This window comes from Vibrio rotiferianus, from assembly GCF_002214395.1.
Taxonomy (GTDB): domain Bacteria; phylum Pseudomonadota; class Gammaproteobacteria; order Enterobacterales; family Vibrionaceae; genus Vibrio; species Vibrio rotiferianus.
On the sequence record NZ_CP018312.1, the window covers coordinates 1,266,341 to 1,288,118 of the forward strand.

A 21,778-nucleotide genomic window follows, 5' to 3' on the forward strand; every position below is an offset into this window, starting at 1 on the left:
CCGATTAATCTTCGATCATCAGAACTTAGTTTTAGCTGTTTTAAGTCCAAAGTTTTGTAACTGTTCTAGCGGTTGTTTTGTTCTTTGGTGCTTACAGAGCAGGGCAATCGAGAGTCTGTTTTTGGTTGCAACTCCGCTCGGTGAGTTTGTCGGTACAAAAGCCGATTTACTCGCTGAAATGACGTTTTCTCTGGTGTGGTAAGTTCCACGTGGTTTCAGTGACTTTGTTGAAAGTCCGCACTGTGAGATTGGTTTTCCAAAAGCGCTTGTTGGTGTTGTCAGTCCGTTTTCTACGACGTTTTATGTTCCAAGTGGTTTCATTGAGTAGGCGCTTTGAAACTACGCCTGACTTAAATGCATCAAAACACATAAAGTCTGTTGTTCGCAAAGTTTAGTTCGGCTTAAAATTGTCGCTCGGTGCCTCGCGACTAACAAACTGCTCAAGAGGGATTCGCAACGCGTGGCATTTTTACTATGCGTTGAATTTAGTGATTAAGGTGGTTTGCGGCGGCTTTTGTATTGCGTTGCTCACCCCTTAGCAGGGCGTTATAAGCAATTATGAGATTACGAGAGTGAGATATAAGATTCTTTTAGTTTTGTTTCTTGGTTTGACTGTTGGGTTCAATGCGCAAGCTAAGATCTGTAAAAAAGGGCAACCATGCGGGAATTCATGTATATCATGGAAGAAAACTTGCCGCATTGGGACGTACTCCTCGAAGAGTTACTCGCCATCTAAATCCGCGACTAGTGCAAAGTCACCTAAATATAAATCGCAAAATAAATTGAGTGCAGGTGATTACGAAGTTACTGCTACTAAACTAAATGTCCGTGATAACCCATTTAGTTCAAAAGAGGTCGTAGGTACTTTAAGTAAAGGTCAAAGGGTGTATGTACATTCATTTATTAGTGATTGGGCAATGATTCGCTACAAGTCGTCTTTTTATTGGGTTAGTAAAAAGTACCTCAAACGAATGAGTTAAAATTGCTTATAACAAACTGTTTAAGAGTGATTCGCAACGCGTGGCATTTTTACTATGCGTTGTGTTTAGTGTTTAAGGTGGCATGCGGAAGCATCGGTACTGCGTTGCTCACACCTTAACAGGGCGTTATGCTTTTTCTCAAACTTGTAAGTATAGGCACTTTACGTATTCAACAAAGATCACCTTGTATCTGCACTAGTATCTTTACTAGAAATGAGGGGTTTATCCTTTAATTGACTCTAACGTCTCTGAAAACCATCGCTGCCCAACAAAAATTGCGTTCTGTCTTATCTAACTTACCAGCGGTTTGATAGAGTTATGATTCGATGTGTAAGGAGGGTTTTAGATGGGAACTATAATAGGATTGGTCATTTTAGCAGCGATAGATTGGTATCTTGTTCGTAAAACAGGACTTCATATCCATCAACTCATTTCCCAAAAGTATGCCGAGCATTCGCGTAGCAAAGAGCATCATAAATAAGACCTCTTTAGGCATAGTCCAACTGTATGCAGCGTTGGAATTTCACTGTGCCTACTGATAGAACAAGCATAACAAACTGTTCAAGAGGGATTCGCAACGCGTGGCATTTTTACTATGCGTTGATTTTAGTGATTAAGGTGGTGTGCGGCGGCATTGGTATTGCGTTGCTCACCCCTTAACAGGGCGTTATGTTTCTCTTTTAATGTGTGATATCGATCCCATATTCTGGTGTTTCAATTTGTTACTTTCGCCTTTCAGTTAAACAACACATTGCGTAAACGGTTAAATGAAAAAAGTAATAGTATTTCTTCCGATAATACTTTCAGGTTGTGTTCAACCATTAAAGACAGAAGCAGATGTTTCGGAAATCAGTCCTTTCATTGAATTCAATGTTAACGAGACTATTTCGGTGACTAACGCTCAATCTAGTCACGATGAGGTAGTTGTTGCTGATTTGGATTTAATGGCAGTAACAGGCTCTAAGTTTGATTTCACCGAGACTCTCATTGAAATAACAGAGCAAGAATTGGTTAAGAGAAAAGGCATAATAACTTCGAATAACCCTAAAAAAGAACTGTCGTTGTCGGTCGATGATTTAACTTGCAAAAAGGGAATGTTCGGACCGTCGTGCACAACAAAAATTTCTTTGACTATTGGTAGCGACTACAGTGCAGTCTACACCGCATACAGTGAGAACGGATATACCGTAAACGATACCGCAAGTCACACTTTAGCAGAGGCAATGTCAGCGATGTTTCGTGATCCAAAGGTTATTGCGTATCTGACGGATTCATAAACATAACAAACTGTTTAAGAGTGATTCGCAACGCGTGGCATTTTCACTATGCGTTGCGTTTAGTGTTTAAGGTGGTATGCGGTGGCTTCGGTATAGCGTTGCTCACACCTTAACAGGGCGTTAGTTGTTGGAGACAAAATTTGAAACTTGAGAAAATTGGTATATCACTCACTGTGCTGTGGTTTACAGTTATTGTTGCGCTAATTTCTGTAACTTGGCCTGATGCAAAGGCCTTAGAATTAAATGAGTGGGGTGATTTTTTGGCTGGGATTTTTGCCCCAGTGGCGTTTCTTTGGCTAATCGTTGGCTACAACTTGCAAAGGCATGAGTTGTCTCTTAATACAAAAGCTTTAGAGGTACAAGGTCTCGAACTACAACGCCAAGCCGCAGAATTAGAAAAACAAACAAAATTCCAAGAAATACAAGCTGAATTGGCGGAACAAACAAGTAGTGATCTCCGCAGAAAACAGCACCTAAAGTCTTTAGGTTTAGGGGAGCATTGGGAAAATAGAAGCTCCTTGGAAAACAACAACTAACAAACTGTTCAAGAGTGATTCGCAACGCGTGGCATTTTTACTATGCGTTTAATTTTGTGATTAAGGTGGTTTGCGGCGGCTTCTGTATTGCGTTGCTCACACCTTAATAGGGCGTTAGTTGCTAGGTGAAAAATTAGGTTTTTGGAGATACTCAAGTTGGTTCAAACATACGGCACTGAAGAGACCAAAGCGTTCTGCTGTAATTGCAAAAAGGTGACGCTTCATAAGTATGAAAGCTTCTCTAAATCTGGTGAAGCCACTGAAACAGAAGTTAAAGGTTTCTTTTCTGGCTTATTTGCAGCAATAGCGAGTGCGTTAATGGAAGGTGAGCCTTCAGGTGATTACAAGTGCAAGGTCTGCGGTACAAACTTACATACACCAGACTACCTAGATTAAGGTTGGTAGTACTCGACAGGCACAACTAACAAACTGTTTAAGAGGGATTCGCAACGCGTGGCATTTTTACTATGCGTTGATTTTAGTGATTAAGGTGGTGTGCGGTGGCTTCGGTATTGCGTTGCTCACCCCTTAACAGGGCGTTATACGTACAAAGTAGAATATCCATAGCCAAATCAGGTATAATTCAACAAGTTTTATAATGGGTTGCGACAATGATAATAAAAACATCGCATGAGATAGGGATCAAGCTCTGGGTCGAGCTGTTGATATTTATCTCATCATATTACCCTTTGTTTCTAATCTTGTTCATTCGAGACATCGGTTCTGAATCTGCGACCATCCCGATTGGTTTTGTGCAATGGGGTACGAACGTAAGCTATTGGGCGGTAGGAGGCTTGTTAGTATCCTCTATTTGCACATTGGTTACGGCATTTTTAATGAGAGGCTTATTTTCTAAGGCGCAAGGCTCTGATGAGGTAGTGTTACTTGAAGTCTCGCCCGTTCGAGGCGATATGCTTAACTATACTTTGCCATTTCTAATCGGTTTGTTTGCTTTTGATTATCAAACTTGGCAGTCGATCGCTTCATTGTTCGTATTTCTAGTATTTATGTTCGCATTCACTCGGAAAGAAAAAATAATCGTATTAAATCCTATGTTTCTTTTGTTGGGTATTCGGCTATTCGAAATTAAGTACCGAAAAGTTGGACAACCAAATGGAGAACATATCACTACAGCACTCTGTATGGGCATCGCAAAAGCGTCAACTACGAGAGTTCGTTTTCTAGAAAACTCAGGCATAAATTTTATTTCAACGTTAGGTGATAGGTAGCAGGATGACACAAGTCCAAGCAAATGTAGTCGAAGAAGTTCAGCAAAGACTGGATCAGGCATCTCTTGACACACAGCTCGCAGAGCTGCGTGGGCTCGAACTATCTGATTCAGTAGTGAACCTATGGGTTGCTGAAGTAAAAACAAGTAACAAAACAAAACGTTTTGGAGACATAAAGAACCTTAAAGTACATGATGATTACAAAGAACACTTTAGGCAGTATGTTATCCAGTGTATTCGTGGTAACGAACACATCGAAGAGCTGAAATCCATCCCCACAATTCAAGACAATCGTTTCTTTTACGTTGAGTCTAGCTCAACTGACCTTGACCAATTAAAAACAAAGGTTGAAGGTGGTGGTTTGCCAACGATTACAGAGGAAAGTGAGCTAAATGGCTACAACGCATATGTTATTCAATTAACATTTGGTGAAGGTGATGAAGAGCAGAGTATTTATGCTTTTCGATATATCAAGGGTGCATGGTCGGTAAACAACACTGCAAGAAAAAGCATATTTACAAGTATGCAAGATAACCAGCTTGTTGTTAAAATCGATCAGAGTCCTCGCTTTCAAATAACGCCTTATATTGATTTCATTCAATATAAGTCAGGCGTCTATATTGCTGATATCAAGCAGTTTGAAGTGGCAATGAACTTCCATGACCGTTTGGTTGAAAAGAAAGCTGAGGCAATTACGGCACTGGGTCAAAGTGCAGCCATGAGTTCTCAAGAATCGATAAAACTGACTAATATCATTGGTGAAGACAAACGAATGATGCGCCAATTGGCATCAGTATTAGATAAGCAATATTACAACAATGAAGTCTGGCTAAGAAAGTTAAAACAAGCTGCTGATAGAGCTGGTAATTGGCAAGTAAAGTTTGATTCTAATGGCAAAATCCTTATTGAAGACAATAAGGAATATGTAAAAGAACTCTTAACTCTTCTGCAAAATAAACGAGTAAAAACAGTTGTCGATGACCTTATGTTTGACGTAGAAGGTGAACTTATTGCCATCGAGGGCTAAGTACGTATAACAAAGCATTTAAGAGTGATTCCCAACGCTTGGCATTTTTGGTGCTAATCGTTGGGTTTTGTGTTTACGGTGGTATGGTTGAGTTTTATGGTAGCGTTGCTCACACCTTAATGCGGCGTTAGCAAATTTATTCGACATCTAACTCACATGGAGGAAAAGTAAGTGGAAACAGATAGAGATTCGATTGTCGAATCGCATAGGCTTGCAAGTCCGGGTCTTCGGTATTTAGGACAAATCATTGATGGTGCAATAAGTGCCGCAATATTCATTTTCTTTCTTTGGCTCGGTACATTAATTGGTTTATCCCAAGACTCATCTGGCTTAATCGCCTTTTCTGCCGCTGCTTTTTATTTCCTACTTTCTGATGGTTTCGCAAAAGGTCAAAGCCTTGGTAAGAAGCTACTAGGTATCTCAGTAATAGACTCAGTTACAGGAAAAAGTTGTAGTTTTCCTCAGTCGTTTTTCCGCAATGTTTTGACACCAATAATCGGCATGATTGACGCGATCTTTATTCTAGGTAAAAGAAGGCAGAGATTAGGTGACAAACTTGCGAAAACAATCGTTGTAGTAAATTAGCTAACAAACTGTTTAAGAGTGATTCGCAACGCGTGGCATTTTCACTGTGCGTTGGTTTAAGTGTTTAAGGTAGTATGCGGCGACTTCGGTATTGCGTTGCTCACACCTTAACAGGGCGTTATACACTTATAAGGAAGTAATAGAATGAGTCAGATTTCATCGATAGAACAACTACTGGATATATACCCAAAGCCGAATGACAAAGCTAAAAATAAGGTATTAAGTAAGTTAGATCGTCATTCGATAACAATGATTGAAAATTGCCATTTTTGTATTCTTTCAAGTACAGACGTTAATGGCTTCACAGACATATCACCAAAAGGTGGTGCTCCCGGATTTGTTAAAGTTTTGGATCAGTCAACAATCTTGATACCAGATAGTAGTGGTAACAACCGAATTGATAGCCTTAAGAATATTGTAAGTAACCCTAAAGTGGGGATGATGTTCATGGTTAAAGGGATCGATGAAGTCGTACGCTTAAAGGGTCATGCAACTATTCATACAGAACCTGAACTATTGTCTCTTTGTCCCGATGGTAATAAAGAACCTAAGGTCGTTGTGAAAGTGGTAGTTGAAAGTGCATACTTCCACTGTGCTAAAGCTATTATGCGTGGGAAGTTGTGGTCTAACGATTTTCAAGTTGATCGTTCAATATTGCCATCATTAGCTGAAATAATAAAAGAACAGCAGAAGTTAGGTGGAGACTACGTTAGCCAAGAACAAATGCTGACTTACTACGAGTCTAGCCTTTAGGACGTGTATAACAAACTGTTTAAGAGTGATTCGCAACGCGTGGCATTTTTACTATGCGTTGGTTTAAGTGACTAAGGTGGCATGCGGCGGCATCGGTATTGCGTTGCTCACACCTTAACAGGGCGTTAGTGCGCAAAGATAAAAATTACAAATAGCAGGATTTAAAATGAGTGAAATTGCTCGCTTCATATCTGGTGAAGCCCCAGATAAATTTGGTCGCAATGTAGAGCAGTTGTTAGCTTACAACCACTTCTGGCTAGAGCACGATCATAAGTACATTCAAGTTCTTTTCCCGATCGATGAGGGTACTAAGTTCAATCAACATGCACCTTTGGTAACTCAAGCAGATCGAGAGGCTTTTGCTAATTCAGAAGAATTGCGTGTTGCTCACTTAAAAGCTCTCGACCTCTTACTTGAGTTTTGGGGATTACAGCGAGATGGGAATGAAATTTCTTCATTACAGGCATTAAGTCCTGCTAACCATGTCTGGCTTAAAAGTCATGACCACAACCAACTTCGTCTGACCCGAGCAATTCGTAGTTTGTATTTACTCGGTAATGAACAGACAGCAATTAACTTGTGTGACTTTCTAGTGGCAGCAGCAAGAGAAACAGGCTTGGTTTCAGATAAAACGGTCGAGTATTGGCGTAACGCGCTTAAAGGTTAGGGGATCGCTGAAAAAGCGCACTAACAAACTGTTTAAGAGTGATTCGCAACGCGTGGCATTTTTACTATGCGTTGCGTTTAATGTTTAAGGTGGTATGCGGTAGCTTCTGTATTGCGTTGCTCACACCTTAACAGGGCGTTAGCTTAAAGGAGCGCGAAAATTTCGATATTATTTTAATAATCATTTTAGTTCTATGCGCAACATTAGTGTTTCCAGTCTTATTTGGTTTGTTCGAATTGAAAACTTCAAAGCTCAAAGCAATCATCGAGATTGAAGGCAACCAAATAACGATCCGTAAGCTGGCTGTGGAACGATTCCTCCGCTTAAAAGGCAGCACGATATGTACTTCCAATATTGTACGTATTCAGTTTGTGAAAGACCCGATTGGAGGGACGTGCGTAACTCTGTTTAATAAATCCGATGGAGCTTTGGACTTTTGGGTTCCAGAGCACTTAATGAAAGGCGTTAAAAGTGAACTAGTGAGTGCTTGCCCGTATGCAAAATTCGTTGAGATTTAAGCTAACAAGGCGTTTAAGGCGGATTCGCAACGCTTGGCGATTTCAGTTCTAGTCGGGTTAAGTGTTTAAGGTACAATGGTTTAGGTAAGGTGGTTGGCGTTGCTCACCACTTAACGCGGCGTTATGTGCCACCAGAGTTTTGAGGCAATAAATTGAAGTATAAAGACTTGTCGAAAATTGCACTAGATCCATATAGCACAGATAAGAGTATTGATTTACTCAAGCTGCATGGGGTTAGTGCGCCTGATTCTGTGATTGAACAGTTTTATATTGATCATAATGCCAACAGTCGCTTTTTAGCTCTCTACGGTGATCTATCACTTCCTGATCTAAAGTGGGAGCTAGTTGATTTTGATACGACGAAGTTTTTGCAGATAGGTAGCAATGCTTCATTTCCTGATTTTCTTGAGGAGGTATCTGAAGATGCAGCGCATTTCAACGACGTCGGAGAGGCAGTGATTGATTGCCGAGAGGAGGTACTCAATCATTGGAAAAAGCATGGTACTTGGTTAACTCCACCGATATTTCTAGATGCAAATGTTCTTGGTGGTAAATCTGGCATACCTCATTTAGTTGAGGGGCATTCAAGGGTTGGGTGCCTGCTTGGTATTCAAAAATATAAAATCATTCCTTTGGCTGACAGGCACAAAGTGTATTGGGGCTCTATTCGCAAAGGCACATAACAAATTGTTCAAGGGTGATTCGGCACGCGTGGCATTTTTGCTATGCGTCAGGTTTAGCGGTTAAGGTGGTATGCAGAGGTTTCTGTATTGCGTGCCTCACACCTTAACAAGGCGTTATGTGCTTTGGGAGAAAATGGAAATGGATATTCCCGACAGATTCAAAAATGTAAGATACGTTTCATCCCGCATACCAGGTTGCAAAGATGATTCAGACTTAACGCGTGGCGCTAACTGTCAGGTCTTTGCTTATAATCTGCTCAGAGACTTCGGTCTAAATCCACCTAACTACCGTTCTAGTGAACTGTGGGATGACTCAGAGTTTAGTGAGGTAGTCACTGAGTTTAAGCCGCTAGATATCATGATATACAACGATTCTACTGACTCATACGGAGCACATGTTGGAGTGTACGTCGGTAATGGACTCGTCTACCATCTGTCTTTATCCAATGGCTTACCCAAGTTTGAGCGTCATTTAGACTTACTTCAACAAAGTAAGTATCGGTTTTTTATTGGAACCAAGCGTATAAAGCAGTTTGTTGCATAACGTAAGCACGCACATAACAAGCAATTTAAGAGGGATTCACAACGCTTGGCACTTTTGCTTCTACTTCAGTTTTAGTATCTATGGCACAATGCTTTAGGTTCGGGTGGAGGCGTTGTTCACCCCTTAATTGGGCGTTATACGAATAAGGAAATTCAGCAAATGGAAACAGTCTTAATCACTGGAGCTTCAAGAGGTATTGGGCTTGAATTAACTCGTCAGTTTTTAGCTTTAGGTTATAGCGTCATCTCGACTTATCGTGGCCAGCCTTCAATGCAGTTAAAAAGCATGCTTGTTAATAGTTCGCTGACACTACATGAACTAGAGGTCACTGATGAAAGCTCAATAGCTAATTTGGCCTCTAAGCTATCCAATGTTCAGTTAGACATACTTATCAATAATGCGGGTGTCATTGGTTCAGATGAGCAATCCATGGAGGCTATCGACCCAAAGGAATGGCTCAATACCTTTGCAGTGAACTCAATCGCGCCTCTTATGGTTAGTCGAGCTCTTTTAGGGCTTATCGAAACTAGTGCAAACCCTCGTATTATTACCGTCTCAAGTCAAATGGGGGCATTAAACCGAGAAAGCTATGGTATGTATGCGTATCGAAGCTCAAAAGCAGCGGTTAATAAGGTAATGCAAGTTTTGGCATTGGAACTTAAGCCTAAAGGAATTGTTGTGTGCCCAATTCATCCTGGCTGGGTGAAAACGGATATGGGTGGTAAGGACGCAGATATCACTGTTGAAGAAAGTGCATCAGGTATTGTAAAGCTTATAAGTAACTTGACCTTAGAACAAAGTGGTAAGTTCTTAACATGGCAGGGGGCGGAACACGTCTGGTAAAATTCGTATAACAAAGCATTTAAGAGTGATTCGCAACGCTTGGCAGTTTCGCTTCGCTCAAGTATAGCCAAGCGCCGCTCACACCTTAATGCGGCGTTAGCTTTTAAGGAGAGTTTAGCGGTTATGAGAAAAAGTAGAGTTTTCGGAGAAAGGGATCTTAGGGATTTTCTTGAGGCAAGTAAATCAAATGCTACTTTCTCAATCGAATCCGAAAAGGATGACTACATTCTAAACGTAAACGAAGATGATTACGTTGCTCACAAAGTGTCAGGAGCAACGGTGGAAGGTTTAGAAATTCACATTGATGACATTTATGCTTCTTCTAGCGAGCAAATGATACCAGCTGAGTATTTTCCTCGCGATTTTCATGTTTATTCAGGGAAGTCTTATAAGAAAGATGTTATCAAATTTCATGTGCCAATAAGTGGAAATGTTCAATTGCTCCATTGTATCCCGAGTTCTAGAATATTATGGACAATGGAGATCGAAGTTAGTCGTGATGAGTTTTGTTTTGAAATAATTAACTTCAGAGACGATGCGGATGAGATAGTTCGTAGGAAGGATGAAAACATCAGAAATATATTGCAGCAGTATGGCAACGTTAAAGCTGAAGTAGAAAGAGCTAATGCTAGTTTACAGCAACATATTCGCAATGCATTTAATGCACGAAAGCAGAGAATTCAAAAGAGCTCTGGGGTACTCGCATCATTAGGTGTTCCAATAAAGAAATCTAGTGCTGCATCTGAAACATTTTCTATTCCGAGTCCTCAAAAGAGGAAAAAAACTATTTTAAACAAGCCAAGCGTAAAGGAAGCTGGATTTACACCAGAACCAAGCCTAGACCAGAGTACATATACAGATATATTGAAATTAATCCATGATGTGGGAAAAGAGTTTGAGCGGTTGCCTAGCTTGTACGCAGGTAAGGAAGAAGAGCACCTTAGAGATCATTTTTTAATGATGTTAGAGCCAAATTTTGAAGGTTCTGCTACCGGAGAAACATTCAATAAAACTGGAAAAACCGATATATTACTAAGGCATGAAGGAACAAATGTATTTATTGGTGAGTGTAAGTTTTGGAAAGGCGAGAAAAGCTTTGTATCTACAATAACTCAGCTTTTAGGCTATCTAACGTGGCGGGACTCAAAAGCTGCTGTAATTATGTTTGTGCCAAATAAAGATTTTAGTACTGTTGTTAAAACTGCGAAAGAAGCAGCACCAAGACACTCCAACTTTCTCAAGTACGTTGGTGAAAAAGATGAAACATGGCTTAACTACGAGTTTCATCTTGACGGTGATAGGAACCGAGTGGTGAAGCTTGCGATCATGCTATATCACACACCAAGATAAAAGCTAACAAAGCATTTAAGAGTGATTCGCAACGCTTGGCAGTTTCGCTTCGCTCAAGTATAGCCAAGCGCCGCTCACACCTTAATGCGGCGTTATACAAAAGGAGGTTTCAAAACCATGGATAAGGTTGATTGGCATAAAAATCATATTGATGACAGCACCATAATTACAGATAGCTATAAAACGACTCAGAACGTTCGCAGATATTTCAAATCAAAGTTTGGCGAAAATTTTAAGTTTGATCGTGATTTCATGAATTGGATTAACAATGCCACAGGTTTGACAATGGGGGATGCCTCAGAAGAATGGGCTAAACGACAGAAATCAAAGTAATTGATATTAAAGTACATTCACTAGGATTTAGAGGGTAGCTTACGCGCTGTAGGTTTTTGTATAACAAATTGTTCAAGAGGGATTCGCAACGCGTGGCATTTTTACTATGCGTTAAGTCTAGTGTTTAAGGTGGTATACAGAAGCTTTGGTGTTGCGTTGCTCACCCCTTAACAAGGCGTTAGCCGTCATGGAGCTTGCTATACTCAAAGTGATAGAATAGTATCACTTTAGTATTCCTTTGGAGCAGCTCTCATGAAAGTAGAACTAGTTACATCACTCAAACGCCAAGCAACAAAGATCCTTGCCGATCTCCACGTCACTAAGGAACCAGTGTTAATTACCGAACATGGTAAACCATCGGCATATCTGGTTGATGTTGATGATTACGAGTTTATGCAAAATCGTTTGGCGATTCTGGAGGGGATTGCACGAGGTGAACGTGCATTAGCTGATGGTAAAGTGGTGAGTCACGATGAAGCCAAGGACAAAATGTCAAAATGGCTGAAATAATCTGGACTGAGCCAGCGCTATCCGACCTCAATGATATCGCTGAATACATCGCACTTGAAAATATCGTAGCTGCAAAACAATTGGTTCAAACGGTCTTTTCTAAAGTCGAGCGCTTAGAGGCTTTCCCTGAATCGGGTCGCATTCCGCCTGAACTAGAACATCTAAGTTATCGTGAAGTTGTAGTTAATCCGTGCCGCGTTTTCTATAAACAAGACGGCGACAAAGTATTTATTCTGTTTGTTATGCGTGCTGAGAGAGACTTGCGTAAGTTCCTACTGAGCAAGCAATAACCTTTGGGAATGAGCGGCTAACAAACTGTTTAAGAGTGATTCGCAACGCGTGGCATTTTTACTATGCGTTGCGTTTAGTGTTTAAGGTGGTATGCGGTGACTTCGGTATTGCGTTGCTCACACCTTAACAGGGCGTTAGTACGGGTTTGACATTAAAGGTTATAAGTTTTGGGTGTTTATCTGTTTTGGCGTTCGTATTTACACCTTTCAGTTTGTACCTCTCACGTTCTTTCCGGTGGCACTATATGCGGAGTGTTCGCTTTGATTTCACCGTTTACGGTTTCTAACTCTTAGCCTATTTCTTTGGCGCTTCTTCACTTTTGTGGCGGCTTTTGAGAGAACCTTGGTTGTAATTGATGCTGTCGTCGGAGTACTAGGACCGAATCCTTTTCTAATTTGAAGCCAGTGAAAGTAGGGCAGTTCAGTGCGTTTTTCTTCTAGCCAACTTTCGTTTTTCAATCGAGTTTAACTTTTGTAGCTGCCCGTCTCACTTCAGTGCTCAAAGCCTTTCATATCATGCTACTTTTCAATATCTTGGAGCGCACAAATAGAAGTAGTGCATGTACTAACAAATTGCTTAAGAGTGATTCGTAACGCGTGGCATTTTTATTATGCGGTGGCTTATGTGGTTAAGGCGCTGTGCGGTAGCTTTTGTATTGCGTTACTCACACCTTAGCAAGGCGTTAGCTTTATTTAGTGAGGGAATATGAAAGATAGAATCGAAGAGTTGTTAAACATCTCTCAAAAGTGCAAAGAAGCATCAACTCAATTCGAAAGTTCAGGTTTTGAAAAGGAAACGTTTGCACTCGAAGAGGTTATCCGAAAAGTTGAACGAGCCTCATCAAATTCTTGGTTGGGATATCAAGCTAATGTTTATTATGTTGACTTCAATATCCCGAAACCCGGAGATCACTTTAGTAAAGAATGGGGTCTACAGGATACTTTTGTGAATCGAGTATCTGATAATTGGTTGGAATATAATCCAGAGTATGTAAGAGAGTATATATTTGAAAAATCAGGGGTTAGTGAAAACACAAAATTTGCTGATGTAGCTTATCAAACGGGTAAGTTGTTCGACTCAATGAAGGATGAGCTCTCCTCATTACTTACAATTCTACTTGAAGATACAAAGTCTGAGGTAATAGAAGGGTATCGAGATGAAGCAAAAAAAATTGAATCGCATTTTAGTCAACAGAGTTTGCTAAAAGCAGTGCAACCACGCGGGCAGTTTATGTCCCGCGACTCTTTAGCCATGTCTCAGGGTTTTATTGCACCACCACATATTACAGTTAGAAGTTGGCTTTATTCATTAAAGTCCTACTTTTCACAAATAGAAGAATTATCAAAAATTGCTGATAGAGCTGCCACTTATTTACGCCAGAAGTATCGTGAAAATGTGCCCGAAAAATTAATTCAAGGTAAGGTTTTTATAGGGCATGGTCGCAGTTTACTTTGGCGCGATTTATCTCACTTTCTATCAGAACGTCTTAAACTGGATTGGGATGAATTTAATAGAGAGGCCACTGCCGGATTGTCCATTAAAGAGCGACTAGAAACTATGTTAGACCAAGCATCTTTTGCGTTTTTAATTATGACAGCTGAGGATGAGCATGCAGATAATACTCTTCATGCTAGAGAAAATGTCATACATGAAGTTGGTTTGTTTCAAGGACGGCTTACATTTAAACGCGCCATTATTTTACTCGAAGATGGTTGTCAGGAGTTCTCTAACATACACGGAGTTGGTCAAATTAGGTTTCCTAAAGGCAATATTAGGGCAGCGTTTGAAGACATTCGAATGGTTCTTGAGCGAGAAGGGTTGATCGAACAATAAAGCTAACAAAGCATTTAAGAGTGATTCCCAACGCTTGGCATTTTTCGTTCAAGGTTGGGTTTCGTGTTTATGGCGTAATGCTTTAGGTTAAGTGGTAGCGTTGCTCACACCTTAATGCGGCGTTAGTTTGCAAGAGGAAAAACGCAGCTATATCGCAACATCTAGTGGTAAAAGCTCAAAGTTAAAATTGTCGTATTGGCTTTCAATTTTAGTGTTAACTAGCGTGGTGAAAATTCAAAATTGGCATCGTTTCAACGGTTGATTTGTCTTTTGGTGCGGCGACTTTTGGGTTACCTGAGTCGAACTTTTTTGCTGAAATTCTGCTCGTTAAGTTTGTTGGTACAAAAGCCGACCTACTCGCTGAAATAGCGTTTTCTCTGGTGTGGTAAGTTCATGTGGTTTCAGTGGCTTTGTTGAAAGTCTGCATTGTGAGATTGGTTTTCCAAAAGCGCTTTTTGGTGTTGTTAGTTCGTTTTCTGCGGCGTTGTTTGTTCCACGTGGTTTCATTGAGTAGCCGCTTTGAGACTAAGCCTGACTTAGGTGCATCAAAACACATAAAGTTTATTGTTTGCAAAGTTTAAAATGACTTAAAATCAACGCTTTGGGTTTGCAAACTAACAAACTGCTCAAGAGGGATTCGCAACGCGTGGCATTTTTACTATGCGTTGATTTTAGTGATTAAGGTGGTATGCGGCGGCTTTGGTATTGCGTTGCTCACCCCTTAGCAGGGCGTTATGTGACTTTACAACTCGTTTTACTGTACGTGTGTACATTGATGGATTATCATCTTAGTGTTAAATGAACTTTTTAAGAGAGACGTTTATGTCAGTTTTTGATGTGGCAAAGTATATCCTTGAAAAACAAGGTGAAATTACTGCAATGAAGCTTCAAAAGCTAGCGTTTTATGTGAAAGCGTGGGCTTTGGTTTGGGATGAAGAAGAACTATTTAATGAAGAGTTCCAAGCTTGGGCAAATGGTGCAGTTAGTCCGGAACTATATAATATTCATCGTGGAATGTTCAAAGTGTCCGCTGATTTATTTAAAGACTATGATTCAGCTTCTTTCACTGTTGATCAAAAAGAAACCATAGACAAAGTGTTAGAGTTTTACGGCGACTACACCGCTCAACAGTTGAGTGATATCAACCACCAAGAAGAGCCATGGAAAAATGCTCGTGGTGATTTAGCTCCGACTGCCAGATGTAATGAAGTGATTACTTCTGCTGCGATTTTTGAATATTATTCAGGTGTCTGGAATGGCGAAGAAACCGAGTAAATCTGAAGCCCGGTTGGCTCGTCAAAATGCTAAATTACTAAAAAATAGCGCAAAGTCAGTTCGTTTAAGCTCTACAGTTGATATTAAAGATAAATTCATAAGAGCAACTGTAACACCTGATTTAACGAAAGCAGCTCGTAGTGCTGTTTCTGTTCACAACTATAAGGACTGCTACCTCACTTGGTGTAATTCGCACTCAGACTTAGATGGTGAATGGAGTTGGAGTGAGCCTCGAGGATGGAGCGAGGATGAGTTTAAAAGTGACATCAAACCACACTTTGACTCATTTACATCGGTCCCGTGGTCAGAAGTTGAATCTGCAACTTATAACGGTGCAGATAAGATAAGAAAGGCGTTAAATAAATATCAACCTCTCGACTCTCTGTGTGACGAAGCTCAAATTCGTTGGTGGGATCTAGAGCTTGTTTCCGAATTTGAAGATCTCTTTCGCTTTCGCCTTGGAAGTAACAAAAGAGCTTGGGGTATTCGAATTCAACATCATTTCTATTTAGTATGGTATGAACGAAACCATCAAATTTGCCCTATAGATAACTGATACACCAGTCACATAACAAAGCGTTTAAGACAGATTCCCAACGCATGGCATTTTTCATTCCATCGTTGGGTTTTGTGTTTAAGGCGGTATGGTTAGGTTTCGTGGTGGCGTTGCTCACTACTTAACGCGGCGTTATGCTCTAGGAGATGATTTTGCTCGATCTATTCAAGAAAGTGGTTCTAATTAACCTCTCAGCGGCTCTTGTTGTTATCGCTCTAGCCCAGTTTGTCCCATTCTTTGCGACTACTCAGTTGGTCGACTTTCTTTTCTTTGTTGTCATCGTCATATGGGTTTTAGCGAAGCTGATGTGGCAAGGTGGTGTCCATAGTAAGACGACTCGGTTAGATGATCCTAGAAGAGATAAAGTTTACAAAATGGTAGAAGGGCATGATTTCGAAAAAGACGAACGAGTGCACTATCGAATGAACTACCAAACAGGCTTAGTTTTCTTCATAGCTGGTCTACCAGCGTTTATTGCTTGTTTAATCCTTCAATTTCTTTAATTACGAGCATAACAAAGCGTTTAAGACAGATTCGCAACGCTCGGCATTCTTAGTTTGAATCAGCTTTGGTGATTAAGGCACAATGGTTTGGGTTTGGTAGTCAGCGTTGCTCACTACTTAACGCGGCGTTATAGCGCACGATAAAATTGAATATGGATGGTCATGGATAATATCGAAAAAGAGCTCTATCAAGCAGCAATAGAACTAGTAAATATGCGATATCCTTCTGGTTGGGGTGGAGCAGCGGCTGTTAGAACAGAATCAGGAAAAATATTAACAAGCATTGCTCCTGATACTAAAAACGATGCTCTTTCACTATGTATGGAGGTGGGAGCGTATTTAGAGGCTCACAAACTCAATGAGCGAGTGACCCACTCATTATGCCTGTGTCGTGAGAACGAGAACGATGAATTTCTAATCTTGTCACCATGCGGAGTTTGCCAAGAGCGCCTCGTCCATTGGGGTGGGGATGTCAAAGCAGCAATTACGACTCCAGAGAATGCATTGGTTTTCAAGACTATACGAGAATTAATGCCTCATCATTGGTCACTTGTAAACGGCAAAGCGCTATAACAAATTGTTCAAGAGGGATTCGCAACGCGTGGCATTTTTACTATGCGTTGGTTTTAGTGTTTAAGGCGGTATGCGGCGGCTTTGGCATTGCGTTGCTCACCCCTTAACAAGGCGTTAGTGCGCAAAGATAAAAATTACAATTAGCAGGATTTAAAATGAGTGAAATTGCTCGTTTCATATCTGGTAAAGCTCCAGATAAATTTGGTCGCAATGTTGAGCAGTTGTTAGCTTACAACCACTTCTGGCTGGAGCATGATCATAAGTATATTCAAGTTCTTTTTCCGATAGATGAGGGCACCAAGTTCAATCAACATGCTCCTTTGGTAACTCAAGCAGATCGAGAGGCTTTTGCTAACTCAGAAGAATTACGTGTTGCTCACTTAAAAGCACTCGACCTTTTACTTGAGTTTTGGGGATTACAGCGAGATGGGTCTGAAATTTCGTCAATACAGCCATTAAGTCCTGCTAACCATGTTTGGCTTAAAAGTCATGACCATAACCAGCTTCGCCTGACCCGAGCAATTCGTAGTTTGTATTTACTCGGTAATGAGCAGATAGCAGCTAAATTGTGTGACTTTCTAGTGGCTGCAGCTAGAGAAACCGGCATGGTTTCAGACAAAACGGTCGAGTATTGGCGTAACGCGCTTAAAGGTTAGGGGATCGTTGAAAAAGCGCACTAACAAACTGTTCAAGAGTGATTCGCAACGCGTGGCATTTTTACCATGCGTTGGTTTAAGTGATTAAGGTGGTGTGCAGTGGCTTCAGTATTGCGTTGCTCACACCTTAACAGGGCGTTAGTTGAATAGGGAAAATCCGTGAATATTTTTGAAGCATTTATTAATGTGCTTGCGCAAGTCTGGTATCTAGTGCCTTTATTGCTCATTGTTAGCGTTTTCAAAAGTAGGTGGCTAAAAGGTGTATTCGGTGAGTTTCTCGTGAACCGTCTTTTGTCCAAATTACCAGAGTCTGATTACACACTAATAAAAGACGTAACGTTGCCGACTAACGATGGTACAACTCAAGTCGACCATATTGTGGTTTCTAGATATGGCATCTTCGTCGTTGAAACTAAGAATATGAAAGGTTGGATATTTGGTTCAGTTCGCCAGAAACAGTGGACACAAAAGATTTACCGTCATTCCTCTAAATTTCAGAACCCACTGCATCAGAATTACAAGCACATAAAAGCTCTGGAAACCTTGCTAGGTTGCAGTGAAGAACACTTGCATTCGGTTATTGTTTTCATCGGCGACAGTACCTTTAAAACCGACATGCCTCCAAACGTTACCTACGCTCGAGGAAGTATTCGATACATTCAGCAATTTAATGATGTAGTGTTCTCTGACAATGATTATGCTCGGTTAACAGAGTCTATAAACCGGTTAAAGTTAAAGCGCGGAGTCATTACGGATTTAAAGCATCGTAAACATGTCAAAGAAGTTGTTGCATCCAAAGTTAGCTCAAATGAGTGCCCCCGTTGCGGCTCTGAAATGGTGTTGCGTGAAACCAAGCGTGGTGAAAATATAGGTAAACAGTTTTGGGGTTGTTCAACCTTTCCCAAGTGTAGGGCTGTGAAACAATTCAACTAACAAACTGTTTAAGAGTGATTCGCAACGCGTGGCATTTTTACTATGCGTTGGTTTTAGTGTTTAAGGTGGTATGCGGTGACTTCGGCATTGCGTTGCTCACACCTTAACAGGGCGTTATGTAGCCACGAGAAGACGGTAAGTTAAAAGGATTTATATATGTTAAATATTCGCCAAGCTCGCATTGAAGATATCAGTGTTATCAAGAAACTACAGTTTCAGCTTAATGAGTATCATCAAGCAAATTTACCTGATGACTTCTTATCACCGGAAGAAATTGAACAAAAAATAGACACGCACAAGATAATCGAAAGTGAAAGCTCGATTTTTCTGGTAGCCGAAAGCAAAGGGCAGTTAGTAGGTTTTGTTTTTGGTGAGCTATGGGTTCGTAAGTCTTGGACGCTCAAACAGCGAAAAATCGCGAGCATTGAACAAATAGTAGTGGATTCATGCTTTAGAAACCAAGGCGTTGGATTGGCGCTAATAGAGGCATTTGAGGAAAGGGCTATCTCTAACGGCGGAGAAGAGCTGTTTTTAGAAGTATACTCTTTCAATGAATCTGCTTTAAGTTTGTATCGCAAAGCTGGTATTGCCCCCAAAATCCAAATTGGGCAGAAAGCACTAAGCTGAAAGTCGGCTACATAACAAATTGTTCAAGAGTGATTCGGCACGCGTGGCATTTTTACTATGCGTTAGTTTTAGTGGTTAAGGTGGTATGCGGGAGCTTTGGTATTGCGTGCCTCACACCTTAACAAGGCGTTATATTTTTAATCAAAAGTAAGGAAATAAGCAGTAGTGAGCTTCATTAGTAAAGTTGTTAATTTTTATAATCAAGATCCAAAGCCGATTTTTGACCACATCAGGAATATTGGTATAGCAACGGTTATTGTGCTTGGTGGACGTCTAGCTTTAGTAAAATCATCAGATATTGGTGGAGTTGGCGTTCAGGTTGGACAGTTTATGTCATGGAGCTTAGTTGCAATTGGAAGCGTTCTGTTCATCATAAATATGAACTATGGGGTTAGGAGTATTTCTAGCTTTTTCCTTGGCCGACATGCCAACATTGGTGTGATCGAGAGAACTAGTAAAATAGTTCGTATCTTGCGATGTCGACACAGAATTAAAAGTTCAACGTACCAAAACATTCTCAAGTTTTATCTTAAAGAATGGGGTACTCAAGTTATTGTTCTCATTTACTACGTATCAATTCTACTGATAATTGCCTCAAATGCACTCAACTCTGGTTTACTGGATATGGAGAAGCCGCAGTCTTCGTCGGAGGTTTACCTGAACGTGAAAAAAGTGTCCGATACATTGGAAGAACAAAGAGAAAAGTTGCTTACCAAAGAGAAAGAAATCGAATCTTTAAAAGAACAGCTACATGCAAGTGAACAAAAATATAACAAGTTGCTTAAGAGTGATTCGTAACGCGTGGCGTTTTTACTATGCGGTGGCTTATGTGATTAAGTCGTTGTGCGGTAGCTTTTGGGTTGCGTTACTCACACCTTAGCAAGGCGTTAGTCGCCAGAAAAAGCTAGCAATCAACATCATGTTTCTGAGCTTAAAATTTAGCAGCTGTTTGCTTGGTACATCGATTAATCGTCGATCATCAGAGCTTAGTTCTAGCCGTTTTAAATCCAAAGTTTTGTACCTGTCCTAGCGGTTGTTTTGTTCTTTGGTGCTTACAGAGTAGGGCGATCGAGAGTCTGTTTTTGGTTGCAACTCCGCTCGGTGAGTTTGTCGGCACAAAAGCCGATTTACTCGCTGAAATGACGTTTTCTCTGGTGTTGTAAATTCCACGTGGTTTCAGTGATTTCGTTGAAAGTCCGCACTGTGAGATTAGCTTTCCAAAAGCGCCTTTTGGTGTTGTCAGTTCGTTTTCTGCGGCGTTGTTTGTTCCAAGTGGTTTCATTGAATAGCTGCTTTGAGACTACGCCTGGCTTAAGTGCATCAAAGCACATAAAGTTTGTTGTTCGCAAAGTTTAGTTTGGCTTAAAATTGTCGCTCGGTGCCTCGCGACTAACAAACTGTTTAAGAGTGATTCGCAACGCGTGGCATTTTTACTATGCGTAGCGTTAAGTGTTTAAGGTGGTATGCGGGAGCTTCGGTATTGCGTTGCTCACACCTTAACAGGGCGTTAGTTTGCAAGAGGAAAAACGTAGCTATATCGCAAGATCTAGCGGTAAAAGCTCATGTCGTATCGGCATTTAATTTCAGTGTTATTCAGCGTGGTAAAAAACCAAAATTGGCATCGTTTCAGCGGTTGATTTGTTCTTTGGTGCTGTGACTTTTTGGGTAACTGAGTCGAACTTTTTTGCTGAAACTCTGCTCTGTGAGTTTGTTGGTACAAAAGCCGATTTACTCGCTGCAAGGACGTTTTCTCTGGTGTGGTAAGTTCACGTGGTTTCAGTGACTTTGTTGAAAGTCCGCATTGTGAGATTGGTTTTCCAAAAGTGCTTTTTGGTGTTGTGAGTTCGTTTTCTGCGGCGTTGTTTGTTCCAAGTGGTTTCATTGGCTAGCCGCTTTGATACTACGCCTGACTTAAATGCATCAAAGTACATAAAGTTTGTTGTTCGCAAAGTTTAAAATAACGTAAAATCAACCCTTTGGGGCTGCAAACTAACAAACTGCTCAAGAGGGATTCACAACGCGTGGCATTTTTACTATGCGTTGATTTTAGTGATTAAGGTGGTATGCAGCGGCTTCGGTATTGCGTTGCTCACCCCTTAGCAGGGCGTTAGTCGCCAGAAAAAGCTAGCAATCAAAATCATGTTTCTAAGCTTAAAATTTGGCTGATGATTGTTTGCTATGCAGGCTCTTCATCGATGGTCAAAACTCAGTTTCAGCTGTTTCAAATCCAAAGTTTTGCAAGTGTCCAAGCGGTTTTTTGTTCTTTGGCGCTGACAGAACAGGGCAATCGAGCGTCTGTTCTTGGTTGCAACTCTGCCCGGTGAGTTTGTTGGTTCAAAAGCAGATCTACTCGCTGAAAAGTCGTCTTCTCTGGTGTTGTAAGTTCCATGTGGTTTCAGTGACTTTGTTGAAAGTCCGCACTGTGAGATTGGCTTTCCAAAAGCGCTTTTTGGTGTTGTCAGTCCGTTTTCTACGGCGTTGTTTGTTCCAAGTGGTTTCATTGAGTAGCCGCTTCGAGACTACGCCTGACTTAAATGCATCAAAGCACATAAAGTTTGTTGTTCGCAAAGTTTAGTTCGGCTTAAAATTGTCGCTCGGTGCCTCGCGACTAACAAACTGCTCAAGAGGGATTCGCAACGCGTGGCATTTTTACTATGCGTTGAATTTAGTGATTAAGGTGGTTTGCGACGGCTTTT

The 21,778-nt window shown here is 40.8% G+C and carries 28 protein-coding genes; 26 read left to right on the forward strand and 2 right to left on the reverse strand.

Annotated elements, in window-relative coordinates:
• Nucleotides 1-18: 18 nt before the first annotated feature.
• Nucleotides 19-282, reverse strand: a complete 264-nt coding sequence (locus tag BSZ04_RS25250) for a hypothetical protein (RefSeq protein WP_231896329.1) — start codon at nt 280-282, stop codon at nt 19-21.
• Between the two features lie 290 nt (nt 283-572).
• Here BSZ04_RS25250 and BSZ04_RS25460 point away from each other — a divergent pair, with 290 nt between their 5' ends.
• From BSZ04_RS25460 to BSZ04_RS24935, 26 genes are all read left to right on the forward strand, one after another.
• A complete protein-coding gene (locus tag BSZ04_RS25460; RefSeq protein WP_399419294.1) occupies nt 573-980 on the forward strand; it encodes an SH3 domain-containing protein in 408 nt (135 codons plus the stop codon).
• A 767-nt stretch (nt 981-1,747) separates the two neighbouring features.
• Nucleotides 1,748-2,257, forward strand: coding sequence for a YajG family lipoprotein (locus BSZ04_RS15065; protein ID WP_050925295.1), 510 nt, complete (start codon nt 1,748-1,750; stop codon nt 2,255-2,257).
• Between the two features lie 140 nt (nt 2,258-2,397).
• Nucleotides 2,398-2,793, forward strand: coding sequence for a hypothetical protein (locus BSZ04_RS15075; protein WP_197697135.1), 396 nt, complete (start codon nt 2,398-2,400; stop codon nt 2,791-2,793).
• A 156-nt stretch (nt 2,794-2,949) separates the two neighbouring features.
• The gene (locus tag BSZ04_RS15085; RefSeq protein ID WP_088880721.1) at nt 2,950-3,189 is read left to right on the forward strand and encodes a hypothetical protein; all 240 of its coding nucleotides are present in this window, start codon (nt 2,950-2,952) and stop codon (nt 3,187-3,189) included.
• Nucleotides 3,190-3,404: 215 nt separating this feature from the next.
• Nucleotides 3,405-4,022: a hypothetical protein gene (locus BSZ04_RS15095; protein WP_088880722.1), complete on the forward strand. Its 618-nt coding sequence runs from the start codon at nt 3,405-3,407 to the stop codon at nt 4,020-4,022.
• Nucleotides 4,023-4,026: 4 nt separating this feature from the next.
• Nucleotides 4,027-5,049 (forward strand): Kiwa anti-phage protein KwaB-like domain-containing protein, encoded by a 1,023-nt coding sequence (locus BSZ04_RS15100; RefSeq protein ID WP_088880723.1) that lies wholly within the window; start codon nt 4,027-4,029, stop codon nt 5,047-5,049.
• A gap of 171 nt (nt 5,050-5,220) precedes the next feature.
• Complete coding sequence (locus BSZ04_RS15105; RefSeq protein ID WP_088880724.1) at nt 5,221-5,634, forward strand: RDD family protein; 414 nt, start codon at nt 5,221-5,223, stop codon at nt 5,632-5,634.
• Between the two features lie 144 nt (nt 5,635-5,778).
• The gene (locus tag BSZ04_RS15110) at nt 5,779-6,387 is read left to right on the forward strand and encodes a pyridoxamine 5'-phosphate oxidase family protein (RefSeq protein WP_088880725.1); all 609 of its coding nucleotides are present in this window, start codon (nt 5,779-5,781) and stop codon (nt 6,385-6,387) included.
• Between the two features lie 166 nt (nt 6,388-6,553).
• Nucleotides 6,554-7,054: an opioid growth factor receptor-related protein gene (locus BSZ04_RS15115; protein WP_088880726.1), complete on the forward strand. Its 501-nt coding sequence runs from the start codon at nt 6,554-6,556 to the stop codon at nt 7,052-7,054.
• 236 nt (nt 7,055-7,290) lie between these two features.
• Nucleotides 7,291-7,572 carry a hypothetical protein gene (locus tag BSZ04_RS15125; RefSeq protein WP_231896319.1) on the forward strand — a complete coding sequence of 94 codons (282 nt, stop codon included), beginning with the start codon at nt 7,291-7,293 and terminating at the stop codon, nt 7,570-7,572.
• Between the two features lie 152 nt (nt 7,573-7,724).
• The gene (locus BSZ04_RS15130; RefSeq protein ID WP_161493760.1) at nt 7,725-8,255 is read left to right on the forward strand and encodes a hypothetical protein; all 531 of its coding nucleotides are present in this window, start codon (nt 7,725-7,727) and stop codon (nt 8,253-8,255) included.
• Between the two features lie 139 nt (nt 8,256-8,394).
• On the forward strand, nt 8,395-8,799 hold the full coding sequence (locus BSZ04_RS15140) for a hydrolase (protein ID WP_231896320.1): 405 nt from the start codon (nt 8,395-8,397) through the stop codon (nt 8,797-8,799).
• Between the two features lie 159 nt (nt 8,800-8,958).
• Nucleotides 8,959-9,642: an SDR family oxidoreductase gene (locus tag BSZ04_RS15145; protein ID WP_088880730.1), complete on the forward strand. Its 684-nt coding sequence runs from the start codon at nt 8,959-8,961 to the stop codon at nt 9,640-9,642.
• 123 nt (nt 9,643-9,765) lie between these two features.
• Complete coding sequence (locus BSZ04_RS15150) at nt 9,766-10,992, forward strand: hypothetical protein (protein ID WP_088881613.1); 1,227 nt, start codon at nt 9,766-9,768, stop codon at nt 10,990-10,992.
• Between the two features lie 117 nt (nt 10,993-11,109).
• Nucleotides 11,110-11,325: a DUF6434 domain-containing protein gene (locus BSZ04_RS15155; protein WP_029837056.1), complete on the forward strand. Its 216-nt coding sequence runs from the start codon at nt 11,110-11,112 to the stop codon at nt 11,323-11,325.
• Between the two features lie 252 nt (nt 11,326-11,577).
• Nucleotides 11,578-11,835: a type II toxin-antitoxin system Phd/YefM family antitoxin gene (locus BSZ04_RS15165; protein WP_088880731.1), complete on the forward strand. Its 258-nt coding sequence runs from the start codon at nt 11,578-11,580 to the stop codon at nt 11,833-11,835.
• Nucleotides 11,823-12,125 (forward strand): type II toxin-antitoxin system RelE/ParE family toxin, encoded by a 303-nt coding sequence (locus BSZ04_RS15170; protein WP_005448239.1) that lies wholly within the window; start codon nt 11,823-11,825, stop codon nt 12,123-12,125. The genes BSZ04_RS15165 and BSZ04_RS15170 overlap by 13 nt, the downstream gene beginning before the upstream one ends.
• A 706-nt stretch (nt 12,126-12,831) precedes the next feature.
• Nucleotides 12,832-13,959 (forward strand): TIR domain-containing protein, encoded by a 1,128-nt coding sequence (locus BSZ04_RS15185; RefSeq protein WP_050548321.1) that lies wholly within the window; start codon nt 12,832-12,834, stop codon nt 13,957-13,959.
• Between the two features lie 822 nt (nt 13,960-14,781).
• Complete coding sequence (locus BSZ04_RS15195) at nt 14,782-15,234, forward strand: Panacea domain-containing protein (protein ID WP_088880732.1); 453 nt, start codon at nt 14,782-14,784, stop codon at nt 15,232-15,234.
• Nucleotides 15,215-15,790, forward strand: a complete 576-nt coding sequence (locus tag BSZ04_RS15200; RefSeq protein ID WP_088880733.1) for a hypothetical protein — start codon at nt 15,215-15,217, stop codon at nt 15,788-15,790. Before BSZ04_RS15195 ends, BSZ04_RS15200 begins: the two co-directional genes overlap by 20 nt.
• A gap of 152 nt (nt 15,791-15,942) precedes the next feature.
• Nucleotides 15,943-16,293: a hypothetical protein gene (locus tag BSZ04_RS15205; RefSeq protein ID WP_088881615.1), complete on the forward strand. Its 351-nt coding sequence runs from the start codon at nt 15,943-15,945 to the stop codon at nt 16,291-16,293.
• A gap of 162 nt (nt 16,294-16,455) precedes the next feature.
• On the forward strand, nt 16,456-16,866 hold the full coding sequence (locus BSZ04_RS15210) for a cytidine deaminase (protein ID WP_025613414.1): 411 nt from the start codon (nt 16,456-16,458) through the stop codon (nt 16,864-16,866).
• 155 nt (nt 16,867-17,021) lie between these two features.
• Nucleotides 17,022-17,522 carry an opioid growth factor receptor-related protein gene (locus tag BSZ04_RS15220; RefSeq protein WP_088880735.1) on the forward strand — a complete coding sequence of 167 codons (501 nt, stop codon included), beginning with the start codon at nt 17,022-17,024 and terminating at the stop codon, nt 17,520-17,522.
• A gap of 159 nt (nt 17,523-17,681) precedes the next feature.
• Nucleotides 17,682-18,455, forward strand: a complete 774-nt coding sequence (locus BSZ04_RS15225) for a nuclease-related domain-containing protein (RefSeq protein WP_088880736.1) — start codon at nt 17,682-17,684, stop codon at nt 18,453-18,455.
• A 156-nt stretch (nt 18,456-18,611) separates the two neighbouring features.
• Complete coding sequence (locus tag BSZ04_RS15235) at nt 18,612-19,082, forward strand: GNAT family N-acetyltransferase (RefSeq protein ID WP_088880737.1); 471 nt, start codon at nt 18,612-18,614, stop codon at nt 19,080-19,082.
• A 165-nt stretch (nt 19,083-19,247) separates the two neighbouring features.
• Nucleotides 19,248-19,880 carry a hypothetical protein gene (locus tag BSZ04_RS24935; protein ID WP_151899064.1) on the forward strand — a complete coding sequence of 211 codons (633 nt, stop codon included), beginning with the start codon at nt 19,248-19,250 and terminating at the stop codon, nt 19,878-19,880.
• 181 nt (nt 19,881-20,061) lie between these two features.
• Here the strand turns inward: BSZ04_RS24935 and BSZ04_RS25255 are convergent, their stop codons facing one another.
• Nucleotides 20,062-20,364, reverse strand: a complete 303-nt coding sequence (locus tag BSZ04_RS25255; RefSeq protein ID WP_069507791.1) for a hypothetical protein — start codon at nt 20,362-20,364, stop codon at nt 20,062-20,064.
• Nucleotides 20,365-21,778: the final 1,414 nt, after the last annotated feature.

Excerpts from the sequence above, each read along its gene's own strand:
- BSZ04_RS15065 (WP_050925295.1), top strand. The coding sequence starts at position 1,748 with ATGAAAAAAGTAATAGTATTTCTTCCGATAATACTTTCAGGTTGTGTT.
- BSZ04_RS15095 (WP_088880722.1), top strand. The coding sequence starts at position 3,405 with ATGATAATAAAAACATCGCATGAGATAGGGATCAAGCTCTGGGTCGAG.
- BSZ04_RS15100 (WP_088880723.1), top strand. The coding sequence starts at position 4,027 with ATGACACAAGTCCAAGCAAATGTAGTCGAAGAAGTTCAGCAAAGACTG.
- BSZ04_RS15110 (WP_088880725.1), top strand. The coding sequence starts at position 5,779 with ATGAGTCAGATTTCATCGATAGAACAACTACTGGATATATACCCAAAG.
- BSZ04_RS15115 (WP_088880726.1), top strand. The coding sequence starts at position 6,554 with ATGAGTGAAATTGCTCGCTTCATATCTGGTGAAGCCCCAGATAAATTT.
- BSZ04_RS15140 (WP_231896320.1), top strand. The coding sequence starts at position 8,395 with ATGGATATTCCCGACAGATTCAAAAATGTAAGATACGTTTCATCCCGC.
- BSZ04_RS15145 (WP_088880730.1), top strand. The coding sequence starts at position 8,959 with ATGGAAACAGTCTTAATCACTGGAGCTTCAAGAGGTATTGGGCTTGAA.
- BSZ04_RS15150 (WP_088881613.1), top strand. The coding sequence starts at position 9,766 with ATGAGAAAAAGTAGAGTTTTCGGAGAAAGGGATCTTAGGGATTTTCTT.
- BSZ04_RS15155 (WP_029837056.1), top strand. The coding sequence starts at position 11,110 with ATGGATAAGGTTGATTGGCATAAAAATCATATTGATGACAGCACCATA.
- BSZ04_RS15165 (WP_088880731.1), top strand. The coding sequence starts at position 11,578 with ATGAAAGTAGAACTAGTTACATCACTCAAACGCCAAGCAACAAAGATC.
- BSZ04_RS15170 (WP_005448239.1), top strand. The coding sequence starts at position 11,823 with ATGGCTGAAATAATCTGGACTGAGCCAGCGCTATCCGACCTCAATGAT.
- BSZ04_RS15185 (WP_050548321.1), top strand. The coding sequence starts at position 12,832 with ATGAAAGATAGAATCGAAGAGTTGTTAAACATCTCTCAAAAGTGCAAA.
- BSZ04_RS15195 (WP_088880732.1), top strand. The coding sequence starts at position 14,782 with ATGTCAGTTTTTGATGTGGCAAAGTATATCCTTGAAAAACAAGGTGAA.
- BSZ04_RS15200 (WP_088880733.1), top strand. The coding sequence starts at position 15,215 with ATGGCGAAGAAACCGAGTAAATCTGAAGCCCGGTTGGCTCGTCAAAAT.
- BSZ04_RS15210 (WP_025613414.1), top strand. The coding sequence starts at position 16,456 with ATGGATAATATCGAAAAAGAGCTCTATCAAGCAGCAATAGAACTAGTA.
- BSZ04_RS15220 (WP_088880735.1), top strand. The coding sequence starts at position 17,022 with ATGAGTGAAATTGCTCGTTTCATATCTGGTAAAGCTCCAGATAAATTT.
- BSZ04_RS15235 (WP_088880737.1), top strand. The coding sequence starts at position 18,612 with ATGTTAAATATTCGCCAAGCTCGCATTGAAGATATCAGTGTTATCAAG.
- BSZ04_RS25255 (WP_069507791.1), bottom strand. The coding sequence starts at position 20,364 with ATGAAACCACTTGGAACAAACAACGCCGCAGAAAACGAACTGACAACA.